This is a genomic window from Rodentibacter myodis, from assembly GCF_001999305.1.
Classification (GTDB): Bacteria; Pseudomonadota; Gammaproteobacteria; order Enterobacterales; family Pasteurellaceae; genus Rodentibacter; species Rodentibacter myodis.
In genome coordinates this window covers 38,910-55,054 of record NZ_MLHQ01000016.1, presented here as the reverse complement: position 1 = coordinate 55,054, position 16,145 = coordinate 38,910, and the positions used below count along the sequence as shown (strand labels likewise).

At 41.0% G+C, this 16,145-nt stretch carries 4 protein-coding genes; 2 read left to right on the top strand and 2 right to left on the bottom strand.

The features are described 5' to 3' along the window. Window positions 1–159: 159 nt before the first annotated feature. On the top strand, window positions 160–10,149 hold the full coding sequence (locus tag BKL49_RS12330) for a YadA-like family protein (RefSeq protein ID WP_077424032.1): 9,990 nt from the start codon (window positions 160–162) through the stop codon (window positions 10,147–10,149). Window positions 10,150–10,353: 204 nt separating this feature from the next. Here the strand turns inward: BKL49_RS12330 and mnmC are convergent, their stop codons facing one another. Beyond that, on the bottom strand, window positions 10,354–12,363 hold the full coding sequence (gene mnmC / locus BKL49_RS07305) for a bifunctional tRNA (5-methylaminomethyl-2-thiouridine)(34)-methyltransferase MnmC2/FAD-dependent 5-carboxymethylaminomethyl-2-thiouridine(34) oxidoreductase MnmC1 (RefSeq protein ID WP_077424030.1): 2,010 nt from the start codon (window positions 12,361–12,363) through the stop codon (window positions 10,354–10,356). A gap of 171 nt (window positions 12,364–12,534) precedes the next feature. On the opposite strand from mnmC, the gene fabB reads away from it, so the two are divergent. Next, entirely contained in the window at window positions 12,535–13,755 is a 1,221-nt protein-coding gene (gene fabB / locus BKL49_RS07300; protein WP_077424028.1) for a beta-ketoacyl-ACP synthase I, read from the top strand. 236 nt (window positions 13,756–13,991) lie between these two features. On the opposite strand, the gene prlC is transcribed toward fabB, so the two are convergent. After that, window positions 13,992–16,031 carry an oligopeptidase A gene (prlC, locus tag BKL49_RS07295; protein WP_077424026.1) on the bottom strand — a complete coding sequence of 680 codons (2,040 nt, stop codon included), beginning with the start codon at window positions 16,029–16,031 and terminating at the stop codon, window positions 13,992–13,994. Window positions 16,032–16,145: the final 114 nt, after the last annotated feature.

Below are 16,145 nucleotides of genomic sequence, written 5' to 3'. Positions count from 1 at the left end.
AAATATTCGGGCTTGGATTTTTTTGTTTTTATAAAATTCAAGTTATTGAAATTTATCTGATTTTTATACGAATTTTCTTAAATATTTGGTTATGTAATACAAATAAAAGAAGATAAGTATTGTATTAAAAAAGTAAAACAAAATTGAGGTTTATTACTTATGAATAAAATATTCAAAGTTATCTGGAATCATTCCTTAAGCACTTGGGTTGCCGTATCCGAATTGGCGAAGGGATATGTGAAATCAAGTGCGTCTTCATCAGCTGCGAAGCAAGCTCAAATAGGGTATAAAGACCAAGGTTCTTTTAAGCTTTCTAAGGTGGCAGTTTCGTTAATGGTGTTGACTCTTTCTAGTACTGCATTGGCGAGGACTCAAATTGGTAGTTCTTATGATAAAGGAAATTATGGAACTATTGTTATCGGTGAAACAGGGGATCGCCCCGGCTATTCATTAGGGGCATCAGCCGGTATTGGGACTGGCGATTTTACTGCGGCAACAAGGCACAGTATAGCAATTGGTGGTGGGGCGAACATCAATGGTCACGCACCTTCCTCAATTGCATTTGGTTATAATACTGTTGCCTCTAGAGCGGACAGTGTTGCTATTGGCTCTAATTCCCAAACGGGTAAGACAAATTTGGATAATGCAAGTAGTTTACCAAATTCAACCTATAAATTTGCAGCAGCACCTAACGCAAATACACCGGTTTTTTCGGTGGGAGGCTCTTCTGTTAAACGTCAAATTCAAAATGTAGCAGCCGGTTCAATTACTAGCACTTCAACTGATGCGATTAATGGTTCACAGCTTTATGCTGTATGGCAGGAATTGGGAAATGTAAGTGGTGGCGGTATTACCGGTACAATTTTCAACTTAACTACATCAAAATCTGGTACGGGAAATGTGGAAAATACCAGTGTGTCAGGGATTGAAAAAGGCAATACCGTAACGATTGATGCCAGCAATAATATTAATATTACCCAAAACGGCTCAACCGTGAGTATTGCCACTTCCGACAGACCAAATTTCACTTCTGTTGAGACCGGTAATTTAACGGTTCGCCCTAATGGTAATGTAAATTTTGGTGGTAATAGATTAACTAATGTATCAAATGGTACTGCTCCAACTGATGCAGTTAATCTTCAACAATTAAATGCAGCAAAAACTGAAGTCCAAGCAGGTAACAATGTTAATGTAACCAAAGCGAGCGGTGTAAATGGTACGGTTTATACGGTAAACGCAGATAAAGCGACCGTAAGTAATGGTTCGGATAAAGTCAAAGTTACTTCTACATCAGGTGCGAATGATACGACTAATTATTCAGTCGATCTTTCTGATGATGCCAAGGCGCAGTTAGCGAAAGAAGAAAGTGTCAATTCGACCTCTTCCAATGTAATTGTTACAGAAGATGGTAAAAATAATACGGGCGGTAAAAATTATTCCATAGCGTTAAATAACACATTGGATTTAACAAATGCAGGTAGTGTAAAAACAGGTGATACAGTCTTAAATAATACAGGGTTAACTATCACAGGGGGACCTAGTGTAACTCAAGGCGGAATCAATGCAGGTAATAAGAAAATAACCAATGTCGACAACGGTACACTTTCTTCAACCAGTAAAGAGGCAGTTAATGGCAGTCAACTTTATGCGGCAAACCAAAATATTACGAATGTAAGTAATGAGGTTGCGAAAGGTTGGAATCTTACTACGGCAAAAACCGGGACGGGGAATGCTGTCAGTAGTTCAACGGCCAATGTGAAAATGGGCAATTTAGTAACAGTTACTGCAGGTGACAATATCAATATTACACAAGCCGGTAAAAATATTACTATTGCAACATCTTCTACACCAAACTTCAGTTCTGTTGATACCGGTGGTTTAACAGTTCGTCCTAATGGTCAAGTAAATTTTGGTGGTAACGTTCTGCAAAATATCGGTGCACCGGTTAATAATAATGATGCGGTAAATAAGAAATATGTTGATGATGGTCGTACAACAGTTGGTTCAACAGATAAAAGCGTCACGGTCACAAGTTCAGGAAATAACCCGAAAAACTATGATTTATCCGTGAATATGAGTAAAGTTGCGAATGACGTTAAACTGAAATATTCCGGTGATAACAATACTACGGGTGAAAACGCGCTGTCTGAACGTGTGAATTTTAAAGGCTCTGATTATATTACGACTAATGCAAGCAATGGGCAGGTTGTTTTTGATTTAACTCAAAACGTTAAGGACAAAATTAACAATCTCAATACTTCTAGTGCTGTCGCTACTGAAGTCAAAGCCGGTAAGAATGTTAATGTTACCAATGAAAAAGCAACAGACGGTCGTACTGTTTATACCGTGAATGCAAATACTTCAAGTGTGAGTAATGGTTCTGAGCAAGTTGTTGTAAACGGCACTCATAATGCTACAACCGGAGTAACAGATTACAGCGTAGATCTTTCTGATACAGCTAAAAATCAGTTGAAGAAAGAAGAAAGCGTTTCTGCAGGTGATAGTAACGTTAATGTTACCCTTAACGCGAGTAGAAATTCAACGAATGGTACTGATTATATCGTTACTTTAAATAAAGATGTAAACCTTACAAAAGACGGTAGCCTAACTATTGGTAATACCACCTTAAATGATAATGGTTTAACCATTACTAAGGGACCTAGTGTAACGAAAGATGGTATCAATGCGGGTGATAAAAAGATTACTAACGTTTCAAACGGTATGATTTCTGCGGATAGTAAAGATGCCGTAAATGGCAGTCAACTTTATGCCACCAATCAAAATATTACCAACGTTAGCAATGAGGTGGCGAAAGGTTGGAATCTTACTACCTCAAACGTAGGCACTGGCGCAGTTAGTGGTTCTAGTGTTAACAAGGTGAGTATGGGCGATACCGTGACGATTGAAGCGGGCGATAACATTAATATTACTCAAGCAGCAGGTAAGATCAGTATTGCAACGTCTAAAACGCCTAACTTTACCAATGTCACAACCAACGGTTTAATGGTGACGCCAAATGCGGTTGTCAACTTTGGCGGAAACGTTTTAACCAATGTAGGCGCACCGACGAATAATACCGATGCGGTGAATAAACAATATGTTGATGCTGGTCGTACAACAGTGAATTCTACTGATGGTAGTGTGACGGTAAATTCAACAGGAACTAATCCGACCAATTACGACTTAGCCGTGAATATGACGAAAGTGGCGAATGATGTCACTCTAAAATATAGTGCGGATAATGGCAACGGTAGTAACAAATTAGCTGACCCGGTGAAATTCAAGGGGTCTGACTACGTTAAAACAACGGCAAAAGATGGTGAAGTGACATTTGATTTAAGTGATAACGCAAAGAATAAAATCAATAATGCAATGCAGAACTTCACGGTTGGAGCGGATAAAGCCAATACTGCTACAGGATTAAATATTACCAATGGCGGACGTTTTGATATTGTGGGTTCTGAAAATAACTATATCGAAACAGCAGTAAGTGGTAACAATATTACCGTAGGGTTAAATTCAACGGCAGTTGATTCAATTCAAAAAGCACAAAAGGGATTTGGTTTAAAAGCGCAAGACGGAGCGAATGTTACCCATCAGTTAGGTGAAGCGATTGAAGTGATTGGGGGCAACAGCAATGTAAATACCACTATTGCAGATGGTAAGGTTAAAGTTAACCTGAACAATACTTTAGATTTAACCAGAGATGGTGGTATTACTATTGGCAATAGCACTTTAAATGATAATGGTTTAACCATTAATAATGGTCCGAGCGTGACGAAAGATGGTGTTAATGCCGGAGACAAGAAAGTTACGAATGTAACTAACGGTACCCTTTCAATAGATAGTAAAGATGCCGTCAATGGTAGTCAACTTTATGCGACAAATCAAAACGTTACAAATATCAGTAATGAAGTTGCGAAAGGCTGGAATATAACCACATCAAAATCCGGTTCAGGTCATGTTGAGGGGACAAATGTCACTAATGTGAAAATGGGCGATACTGTAACGATCGATGCGGGTAATAACATTAATATTACACAAACAAACGGTACAATCAGTATTTCGACTTCTGATACACCTGTTTTTGGTAATATTACTGTAGGTAAAAACGGAAAAGACGGCTTAATCGGATTGAATGGTAAAGACGGTAAGTCGGCCAATATTACGGTATCGGATGGTCAAACAACAGTAAATCCAAAAGACAAAGGTCAGAATATTACCCGTATTGTGTATAACACAACAGATGCACAAGGTAATACTGTAACCCGTGAAGTTGCGACGATGGATGATGGCTTGAAGTTCAAAGGTGATAATGACACGATTATTAACCGCACTTTAGGTAGTCAGTTGAATATTACCGGTGGCGCGAATAGCTCAACGTTAACAGAGAACAACATCGGTGTGGTGGGTGATGTCGGTGGTAATCTGGCATTGAAATTAAACAAGGATCTGAACCTTACCTCGAATGGTAGTCTTGTGATTGGTAACGCTACTTTAAATGGTGGCGGTTTGACTCTCGTTGATGGGCCGAGCGTAACAAAAGATGGCATAAATGCCGGTAGTAAACCGATAACTAATGTTTCAAATGGAACAAATGCAACTGATGCGGTTAATATTCAGCAATTAAATGCCTCAACAGCAGCGGTAAAAACTGAGGTTAAACAAGGCAATAACGTTGTTATCACTAATACGACAGCAACTGACGGTCATACTATCTATACCGTAAATGCGAATGCGTCAAGTGTAAGTAATGGCTCTGATGATGTAGTAGTAAATGGAACATATAATGCGACAACCGGAGTGATGGATTATAGTGTTGACTTGTCTGAAAAAGCTAAAAAACAGATTGCTAAAGAAGAGAGTGTTTCTGCCGGTAGTGATTTGGTTAGTATAACAGCAAATTCTACTAAAAATAGTACGGGTGGTAACGATTTCATCGTTAATATCAATGCTCAAAAAGTCGTTGAAAGTGCGCAATTACCAGTGGTTTATACTAATGTAAACGGGGATAAATTAGTTAAAGTTGGCGATAAATTTTATAAAGCTGGTGATGTAACTAATGGTACGCCTAATAGCGGTGCAACAGCTGTAAATAATGGTGATGTAATTGCTTCCTTAAATAATGGTGATAATAGTACCAATACCCCGATGAATTTAGGTAACCTAAAAGGAAATCTAGGTAATGTCACAAACAGCAGTACTGGCAATCCTGCAGACGCGAATAAATATGATAATGTCAAAAATAATGCAGCGACAGTTGGTGATGTATTAAATGCTGGTTGGAATTTACAGGATAATGGTCAAGCAGTTGATTTTGTTACTCATGGTAATACAGTTAACTTTAATAACGGTACAGGGGTGTCGGTCAAAGCCGACTACAACAGTACAACAGGTGCAACCAACATTACGTTTAATACTACAAATAGCTATGTTGACGAGAAAGGTAATTTAACGAATGAACCGACTAATATCGTGAAATTTGTCGGTAGTAATTCAACTGCACCGGTGCTGATTACGCATGTTGCGAGTGGCGTTGATACACCGAATACGAATGGTACGACTTGGTTCGATAAATTTGCTAATGTATCGGGTGATGCACTGAATAATGTTGTTAATGTAGGCGATTTGAAAAACGCAGTAAATTCAAGTGTCGGCTCGATCGGCTTTAACTTAACCTCTAAGGCGGTAACCGGAACAAATGGTGATTCAAAAGTAGCCGAGAATCTGGCTGCTGATGATAAACGTTTAACCAACAACGATACTTTCACCTTGGATGCCGGTAACAACATTGCTATCAAACAAGTCAAAGATGGCTATGAGATTGCTACGACTGAGAATGCGACATTCACTAATATTACGGTCGGTAAAGATGGCAAAGACGGTACAATTGGTGTAAACGGTGCAAATGGTACGGGCATTGTCTTAAATGGTAAAGATGGTTCAATTGGTTTAACCGGACCAAAAGGTGCGGATGGTAAAAATGGTGCTTCTGCAAATATCAGCGTAGCAAACGGTTCAACCACGGTTAACCCGAAAGACAATGGTCAAAACATAACCCGTATTGTTTACAACACTACGGATGCGAACGGTACAACCGTGATTCGTGAAGTAGCAACGCTTGATGACGGCTTGAAGTTCAAAGGTGATAACGACACAGTAATTAACCGCACTTTAGGTAGCCAATTAAACATCACTGGCGGTGCAAAAGAAGCCAACTTAACTGACAATAACATCGGTGTGATTGGTAATACAAATGGCGATCTTGTGCTGAAGTTAAACAAAGACATTAACTTAACCAACAACGGTAGCCTCGCTATTGGTAACAGCACGTTGACAGATGGTGGCTTAAACATCATTGGTGGTCCGAGCATCACGATTGGCGGCATTGATGCGGGTAATAAGAAAATTACCAATGTAGCGGACGGTAACGTATCAAGCGGTAGCAAAGACGCTATTAATGGTGGACAGTTATACAGCGCAATTACTAATAGTGGCTTTAATTTAGCAACCAATGGTAATGCGACGGGCGTGACCGATAAACGGATTAATAACAATGAAACTTTCAATTTAAATGAAGGTAAGAATATTGTTGTTAAACAAATTGAAAACGGTTATGAAATTTCTACCGGTAATAATTTAGTGATTGGCGAAAAAGGTCAAAACGGTCAAAACGGTCAACCGGGTAAGGATGGCATCGATGGTTCAATCGGTGTGAACGGAAAAGATGGCTCTGCAGTAGTAATTAATGGCAAAGACGGTTCAATCGGCTTGAATGGTAAGGACGGAGCTAACGGTTTAACTATTAAGGGCGGACAAGGACCTGCAGGTGTTAACGGTAAAGATGGTGAAACTGTTACCCGTATTGAATACGTTGATAGTAATAATGCTACCCATAAAGTAGCAACGCTAGATGACGGTTTGAAATTCAAAGGTGATAGCGGTGAAGTTATCAATAAGAAACTTAACGAAACCTTAAATATTACCGGCGGTGCAAATGGTTCGTTAACGGATAATAATATCGGTGTTGTTAATGAAAACGGTAACTTAACCGTTAAATTGGCTGAAAATATCACTTTAGGTAATAACGGTAGCTTAACTATCGGCAATGTAACGGTTAATAAAGACGGTTTAAATGCTGGTAATACGATGATTACCAATGTGAAAGGTAACCTAGACAATGTGACGAACGACACTAAGTCTAATCCGGATACAGCGAGCAATAAATATCAAAATATTACCAAGAATGCCGCCACTGTAGGTGATGTATTAAATGCGGGTTGGAATTTACAAAATAACGGCCAGGCAGTTGATTTTGTTACCCATGGTAATTCAGTGAATTTTAATAATGGTACGGGAGTATCGGTTAAAGCAACTTATGATAATGTAACCGGTACAACTAATATTACCTTTAGCACCACAAACAGTTATGTTGATAATAACGGTAATTTGACAAATGAACCGACCAATAAGGTGAAATTTGTTGGCGGTAATGTTTCCGCACCGGTATTAATTACTAATGTGGATAGTGGTGTATTACCAAATGGTACAACGGTTCCGGCGAATCAAACCTTTAATAGTGTATTGAACAATTTAACCGGCGATGCATTGAATAATGTTGTTAATGTAGGCGACTTAAAAAATGCGACGAAAGATATTACCAATACCACATTAAGTGCGGTCGGATTTAGCTTAAAATCGGCAAAAGTGGATGGCACTACTGGAATAGTGGAAGAAGCAAGTGGTTTAACGGATGAAGATAAACGTTTGACCAATAACGAAACTTTCAGCTTAAATGCCGGCAATAACATTGTAATTAAACAAATTACAAATGGTTATGAGATTGCTACTTCAAACAACGTTACAATCGGTAAAGATGGCAAAGACGGTGTGGACGGTAAGTTAGGTGTAAATGGTAAAGACGGTGCATCCGTTGTTCTTCACGGTAAAGACGGTTCAATTGGCTTAACCGGACCACGTGGTGCGGATGGTAAAGATGGTGCATCCGTGAATATTACGGTTGCTAATGGAACCGGTACATTAGATTCGGCGGATAAAGGTGGTAAAGGTATTGAACGTTTGGTTTATAACACAACCAATACGGACGGTAGCGTAATAACCCGTGAAATTGCAACTAAAGACGATGGCTTGAAGTTCAAAGGCGACAAAGGTCAAGAAGTTGTGAAGAAACTGGGTGAAACCTTGAACATTACCGGTGGTTCAACAGGTACGTTAACCGACAATAACATTGGTGTAGTCAATGAAAATGGTAACTTAACTGTTAAATTGGCGGAAAATATCACTTTAGGTAATAACGGTAGCGTGAATATCGGTAATACTACGGTGAACAATGATGGTTTAACCATTAAAGGTGGCCCAAGCATTACTGTTGGTGGTATCGATGCCGGTGGTAAGACAATTACCAATGTAGGAAACGGTACGAACGCAACCGATGCAGTGAACTTGTCGCAATTAAATGCGTCTGCAGCGGCGGCGAAAACCGAAGTTACAGCGGGTAAAAATGTTAATGTAACCTCTGACACTGCTACGGATGGGCATACCATTTATACCGTTAATGCAGAAAAATCGGTAGTTACCGGTTCGGATAGTATTACTGTAACGCCTAGTGATGATCGTGCTAACTTTACGACAACCTACAAAGTTGAGCTTTCTCAATCAATGAAAGATCAAATTGCGAAGGAAGAGAGCGTTACCGCAGGTGATAGCAATGTGAAAGTAACGCCAAATGGTACAAATGCCTCCGGCGGTAAAGACTTTGCAGTGAGTTTGAATAAAGATCTTAATCTTACTTCAAACGGTAGCGTGACACTTGGCAATACCACGTTGAAAGACGGTAATCTCGCAATTGGCAATACTACGTTAAAAGATGGCAATCTCACAATGGGTAACACCAGCATTACTAATGAAGGTGTGACAATTAAAGATGGCCCTACTATTACGAATGAAAAAATTGATGCCGCTAATATTACGATCTCAAATGTAGGTAATGGTGATATCAGTCCGACCAGTAAAGATGCGATCAACGGTAGTCAGTTATATAATTCCGGTTTTAATTTGACAACCAATGGTCAAGATGTTGCAACGGATAAACGTATCAATTACAACGAAACTTTCGTATTAAATCAAGGTAACAACATTGTTGTGAAACAAATTGATAACGGTTATGAAATTGCAACAGCAGAAAATGCAACTTTCACTAACGTGACTGTCGGTAAAGATGGTAAAGACGGTGTGGACGGTACTATCGGTGTAAACGGCAAAGACGGTGCGTCTGTCGTGATAAATGGTAAAGACGGCTCAATCGACTTAACCGGACCGAAAGGTGCGGATGGTCAGGATGGTGCTTCAGCAACCGTTCAAGTAGTGAATGGAGCGAAAGGCTTAGACGGCAACGATGGTAAAGACGGCGAAAGTAAAACCCGTATTGAATACGTGAAAAAAGACGGCAATAAAGAGCAAGTAGCGACTTTAAATGACGGCTTAGAATTCATGGGTGATACAGGAACGGTTTCTCAACAGAAACTTAATACGCGCGTTAATGTGGTTGGTGGTCAAGCAGATGAATCCAAACTATCTTCTGCACCAAATATTGGTGTAGTGTCTGATGGTAAAGGTACATTAACCGTTAAATTGGCAAAAGATATCGATCTTGGTCAAGACGGTAGCTTGAATATCGGCAATACCACCGTGAACAATAATGGCTTGACTATTAAAGGTTCTGATCCGCAAGGCAGAGACACCGTAAGCGTGACCGACAACGGTATCAGCGCAGGCAACAAAGTGATCAGCAATGTTGCACCGGGTGTTAAACCGACCGATGCAGTCAATAAAGGACAGCTTGATCAGGTACGTGGTGATATCTATAACGTCAACAATCGTGTTGATGACTTAGATAAACGTGTACGTGGTATCGGTGCGAATGCGGCAGCGGCTGCTTCATTACCTCAGGTTTATATTCCGGGTAAATCAATGGTGGCGGCAGCAGCCGGCGGATATAGCGGTGCATCTGCTATTGCAGTCGGTTACTCAAGAGCCAGCGATAATGGTAAAGTTATCCTGAAATTAACCGGTACGGCGAACTCCGCAGGACATTACTCCGGTGGTGTAGGTGTAGGTTATCAGTGGTAATCATTAGCCAATAGTAAAAATGCAACCCTTAGGGGTTGCATTTTTTTTGCTTTATTTACACATTTTTCAATGCTATATAAGCGGTTGTACTGTGAGCAATTTCTTAGAGAAAAAGTAGGGACACCACGCTGGTGTTCTTAATTTTAATCCATTGAAATTGTTTGTTTTTATAAGGATATGATCATCGCGCTCCGACCAATCATATTATTTAACTTCCGATCCTTTTAACCATTTCCTTACCCACGCGCGATTTGCAGATAAGTTTTGCAGAATATCTTCACCTAACGGCAAGGGTTCATCATAAATTAAGGAAGCCAATGCTTCGCCTAATAAGGGGGCGGAGGTTAAGCCTCGAGAACCTAATGCGGCGGTGAGAAAAAGATTGGGAAAATTGGCCGCACTTTTTATTGGCTGTTTACGGCGGCGAAGATTAAAGAGGTTATGATAGTCTTCGCATTGCCGGGCGAAGTTTGGCACATTACCGACCATTGGGGCAAGATCCCGCACGGAGCAACGAATACCCACTCGGGCAAGATTGCCTGAGGTGTTCACCTCTTGTGTCCAAGGTTGGGCGATATTTTGTTGGAGTTTTTGTTGATTTTCCCGTTGCTCTTGTGGGCTGAAAGTGCGATCGGTGTTATCCCGTAGATGACTTGCCCCAATGCAATGTGTCAGTTTTGCCTTATCAACAGGGGTGAGATAGCCGTCATAACAAAGCACGGATTTAAGTTTGAGTAAGTTTTTGGAAGTGGGAATTTGGCTAACCTGTCCACGGATTGGATACAGTGGAAGTTTTTCGGTTTGGGAAAAGTCGGTGATTTTATATCCGTTTGCCAGTATAACAACTTCGTGTTGCATTGTTTCATTTTCGGCATTAACCAACCGCCAACCTGATTGGGTTTGTGAAAGTGCGGTAATTTTTTGTGATGTTTTAATTTTTACGCCGTATTTTTCTAACAAGGCAAAGGCATTTTGCACAAATTGGCGTGGGGCAAGCCAGCCGCCTTGAGAAATAAAACCACCGCCACAAGAAAGGGGTAAGCCCACTTTTTCGCTTAATTGTTCTGCATTGAGGCGTACAAATAATTCTGTGGGTAAGCCTAATTGCGAAATTTTATCTAATTTGACCGCACTTTTTTCGTTGTAACCACACAAGGCGACACCACAAAATTGATGTTCAAATTCAATGTCTTGTTCGACCGCCCAATCAAGTAATTGTTTGCCATAGGCGAAAGCGTGTAGGTAAAAACGTACGGTGAGTTCGTTGTCATCACTTAATTGGGGGTAAAATGCCCCTTGTTTATTACCGGAAGCATTGAGTGCGGGTTGTTCGTTTTCACAATAAAGGGTGATGTTTGCTCCGCGTTTCAACAAAGGGATTGCGGTGCAAAGCGAGGCAATGCCGCCGCCGATAATGGCAATATCCTGTTTTTCCATTTGTGCGGATTGGGGGAGATACCAAGGGGTGGAAAGTGCGGTCGGTTTTGATTGTGTTTTTTGTCCGTTTAAGCATTCCCGCTTTTTGCCAAAGCCTTTTCGTTTGGTGATGGTAAAACCGGCAAATGTTAATCCTTTTCTGACCGCACTGGCTGCGGTGAAAGTAGCAAATGTGCCATTTAGGGCGGTGAAGCGATACATTTGGTGGTAGAGATTTTCGTTCCACATTTCAGGATTTTTACTTGGGGCGAAGCCGTCTAAAAACCAAGCATTAACGGATTCATTCATATAATCACCAAGTTGCGGTAAATTTTCCACCACATCGCCAAACCACAAATCAAGGATAGTTTCCTCAAAATGAATACGCCGGCAACCTTTAAGAGGGAATTGCCAATAGCGTTGTAAATGGTTGGTTAATTCGGCAAATTGCGGATAGGCACGATGGGCTTGTTGAAGTGCGGTCAATTTCAGGGGATATTTTTCAAAAGAAATAAAATACAAGCGTTTTAATGGCGCAGAGGGATGTTGTTGGCGAAATTCACGAAAGCGTTTGGTTGTGGCAAAAAAATTTAATCCCGTGCCAAAGCCGGTTTCGGCAATAACAAAATGTGGGTGTGGATGGGTGAGCCAGCGTTCCCATAATTGATTTCCTTGCAAAAAAACATAATCCGTTTCAGCCAATCCGTCTTGATTGGAAAAATAAACATCATCAAATTGATCGGAAACGGGGGTATTTTCTTCATTAAAATGAATTTTTGCATAGTCAACGGTGAGCATTTTTATTCCTTTCTTGCATAGTTGAATTGGCTTATAATAGCCGAATTTCTTGGCTTGTTGAATTTGTTGGCGGGAATAACTGGTCAAACAAATCAAGAATTGCTTGAAATATTTTCATTTCGTAGTAGTTTTGAGCCGCTATTTTTTATGTAAAACAAAAGGGAAGAAGCAATGAAAAGAGCTGTGATTACAGGTTTTGGTATTATTTCAAGTATCGGTAACAATAAAGAAGAAGTGCTTGCTTCGTTGAAAGCAGGTAAATCGGGCATTGAAGTGGTGCCGGAATTTGTGGAAATGAAAATGCGTAGCCACGTTGCAGGTACGATTAAGCTTGATCCAAGTGAACATATTGATCGTAAAGTGTATCGTTTTATGGGCGATGCGGCAGCTTATGCTTATCTTTCTATGCGTGAAGCGATTGAAGATTCGGGTTTGACGGAAGAGCAGGTTTCCAATGATCGTACCGGTCTTGTGATTGGGGCGGGAACGGGATCTGCACATAACCAATTAGTGGCTTGTGATGCGGTGCGTGGCCCACGTGGCGTGAAGGCAATTGGCCCTTATGCCGTCACCAAAACGATGGCATCCAGTGTGTCTGCTTGTTTGGCAACACCTTATAAAATCCGTGGTGTGAACTATTCGATTAGTTCCGCTTGTGCCACTTCGGCACATTGTATCGGTCACGCCGTAGAATTGATTCAATTAGGCAAACAGGATGTAGTTTTTGCCGGCGGTGCGGAAGAATTATCTTGGGAATGTGCAACGGAATTTGATGCAATGGGCGCGGTTTCAACCAAATATAACGATACTCCGGAAAAAGCCTCCCGTGCTTACGATGCTAACCGTGACGGTTTTGTTATCGCCGGTGGCGGTGCCGTGGTGGTGGTTGAAGAATTGGAACACGCCCTTGCCCGTGGTGCGAAAATCTATGCTGAAATTGTGGGTTATGGTGCGACTTCCGATGGTTATGATATGGTTGCGCCAAGCGGTGAAGGGGCAGAGCGTTGTATGCGACAAGCTATGGCAACTGTTGATAGCCCGATTGATTACATCAATGTTCACGGCACTTCAACACCGGTTGGGGATGTGAAAGAATTAGGGGCGATTAAAAATGTTTTTGGTGCAAATATTCCGGCGATTTCTTCCACCAAATCAATGACCGGTCACTCATTGGGGGCGGCAGGCGCGCACGAAGCTATTTATACCCTGTTAATGCTTGATAATGATTTTATTGCACCAAGTATTAATATCGAAACCTTAGACGAAGCGGCGGAAGGCTGTAATATCATTACCGAAACCAAAGAAAACGCCGGTTTACAAACCGTGATGTCAAACAGCTTTGGTTTTGGCGGAACGAACGCAACCTTAATCTTTAAACGTTATAATGGTTAATCGGTTGAAAAGTGCGGTGAATTTTTGAAGTATTTTTTTTAAAGTAGGACGCTGTGCTTGGTGTCTTTATATTAATCCATTGAAATTACTTGAATTTTAATAGGGACGCCTGCGTGGCGTCCCTACTCGCATTATTTTTCTTTTGTGCGTTTATAACCTAATACCGAAAAATTGCCCGTTTTTTGATTAAAATAAAAGCCCTGAATTTAATTTCAGGGCTTTTTCACTATCAATGACTAGTTTGCAATACCTTTATGTCTTAGTAAGGCATCTAACTGTGGTTCACGTCCACGGAAACGTTTAAACAGTACCATTGGTTCTTCTGAGCCGCCACGGGTTAAGATTTCATCTAAGAAAGATTTTCCGGTAATTGGATTGAAAATACCTTCTTCTTCAAAACGTGAGTAAGCATCGGCAGATAACACTTCCGCCCATAAATAGCTGTAATAGCCTGCGGCATAGCCCCCTGCGAAAATATGGCTGAAGCTGTGTGGGGTTCTTGCCCAATCAACGCCTTTAATAACGGCAACTTGAGCTTTCACCGCTTTCAATGTATCCAAAATTTGATTTAGTTTTTCCGCATCAAAAGTGTGGTGCAAACGGAAATCAAAAATACCAAATTCAAGTTGGCGTAGCACAAACATTGCCGCTTGGAAATTTTTGGCTTTCAATAATTGGGTGAGTTTTTCTTTTGGCAGAGGTTCTCCCGTTTCATAATGACCGGAAATAAATGCCAGTGCCTCTTCTTCCCAACACCAATTTTCCATAAATTGACTTGGCAACTCCACCGCATCCCAAGGTACGCCGTTGATCCCTGCCACATCGGAAACATCAATTTGGGTAAGCATATGATGAATACCGTGACCAAATTCGTGGAATAGGGTGGTTACCTCATCGTGAGTAAACAGGGCGGGTTTATTGCCAATCGGCGCGTTGAAATTACAGGTTAAATAAGCAACCGGTGTTTGGATTGCACCGTCCGCTTTGCGTTTTCTGCCAATGCAATCATCCATCCACGCGCCGCCACGTTTGTTTTCACGGGCGTAAAGATCGAGATAGAAACTGCCACGAACCTGATCTTTTTCATCAATAAGATCAAAGAAACGCACATCTTTATGCCAAGTATCCACATCAAAACGTTCTGCGGCACGAATGTTGAAAATGCGTTTAATCAATTCAAATAAGCCTGAAATAACACGATCTTCAGGGAAATATGGGCGAAGTTCTTCATCATTAATGGCATATAAATGTTGTTTTTGTTTTTCGCTGTAAAAGCCAATATCCCAAGGGGCAAGCTCGGTTACGCCAAATTCTTTTTGGCAATAATCTTGAAGTGCCTGCAATTCTTTTTCTCCCTGTGGTTTTGCACGCTCTGCCAAGTTATCTAAGAAATCTAAAACCTGCTGCGGATTTTCTGCCATTTTGGTGGCGAGAGAAAGCTCGGTGTAGGTGTTGAATCCCAGTAATTTTGCCAACTCCACACGCAAAGTCAGAATTTCTTCCATCACTTTGCTGTTATCCCATTTGCCGGCATTCGGCCCTTGGTCTGAAGCTCGGGTGGCGTAGGCTCGGTACATTTCTTCACGCAATGCCCGATTTTCGCAATAAGTCATCACCGGTAAATAGCTTGGAATTTCAAGGGTAAAACGATAGCCTTTCAAGCCTTTACTTTCGGCAGATTGTTTTGCCGCCTGTAAAGCCGATTCCGGTAATCCTTTGAGTTCCGCTTCGTCTTCTATCACTTTTTCCCAACCCATTGTGGCATCGAGTACATTATTGCTGAATTGCGAATTGAGTTCGGATAAGCGTGCGGAAATTTCGCCGTATCGTTTTTGTTTTTCTTCGGAAAGTCCGATACCGGAAAGATCAAAATCACGGAGTGAATTTTCGATTGCTTTCTTTTGAGCAACAGAATAAGTGGCAAATTCAGGGTTGTTTTTTAACGCCAAATAAGCATTGTAAAGCCCTTTGTGTTGCCCAACCCAAGTGCCATACTCGGAAAGTAATGGCAGGCAGGCTTGGTAGGCTTCCCGTAATGCCGGGCTATTTTTCACCGCATTTAAGTGGGATATTGGCGACCAAGCCAGACTGAGGCGATCGCTGACTTCGGTCAACGGTAAAATGAAATTTTCCCAGCTAAAGTGCGGTTGATTTAGCACTTGTTCTATCGTATTGCGACAATCTTGAATGAGTTGTTTAACGGCTGGTTGAATGTGTTCCGGTTTGATTTGTGAGAAAGGCGGTAAGCCTTGAATATTCAGTAATGGATTTGACATAAATGTTCCCTTTTTTAAAACAGTCCTTTATGTGACGGCGAATTCTATAATATCAAGGTTGAAAAATCTAAAAAATCCGCAATAATGGTTCGCATTTCTATGATTTCGGAAAGG

Coding starts and splice junctions, on each gene's coding strand:
- BKL49_RS12330 (WP_077424032.1), top strand. CDS start 160: ATGAATAAAATATTCAAAGTTATCTGGAATCATTCCTTAAGCACTTGG.
- mnmC (WP_077424030.1), bottom strand. CDS start 12,363: ATGCTCACCGTTGACTATGCAAAAATTCATTTTAATGAAGAAAATACC.
- fabB (WP_077424028.1), top strand. CDS start 12,535: ATGAAAAGAGCTGTGATTACAGGTTTTGGTATTATTTCAAGTATCGGT.
- prlC (WP_077424026.1), bottom strand. CDS start 16,031: ATGTCAAATCCATTACTGAATATTCAAGGCTTACCGCCTTTCTCACAA.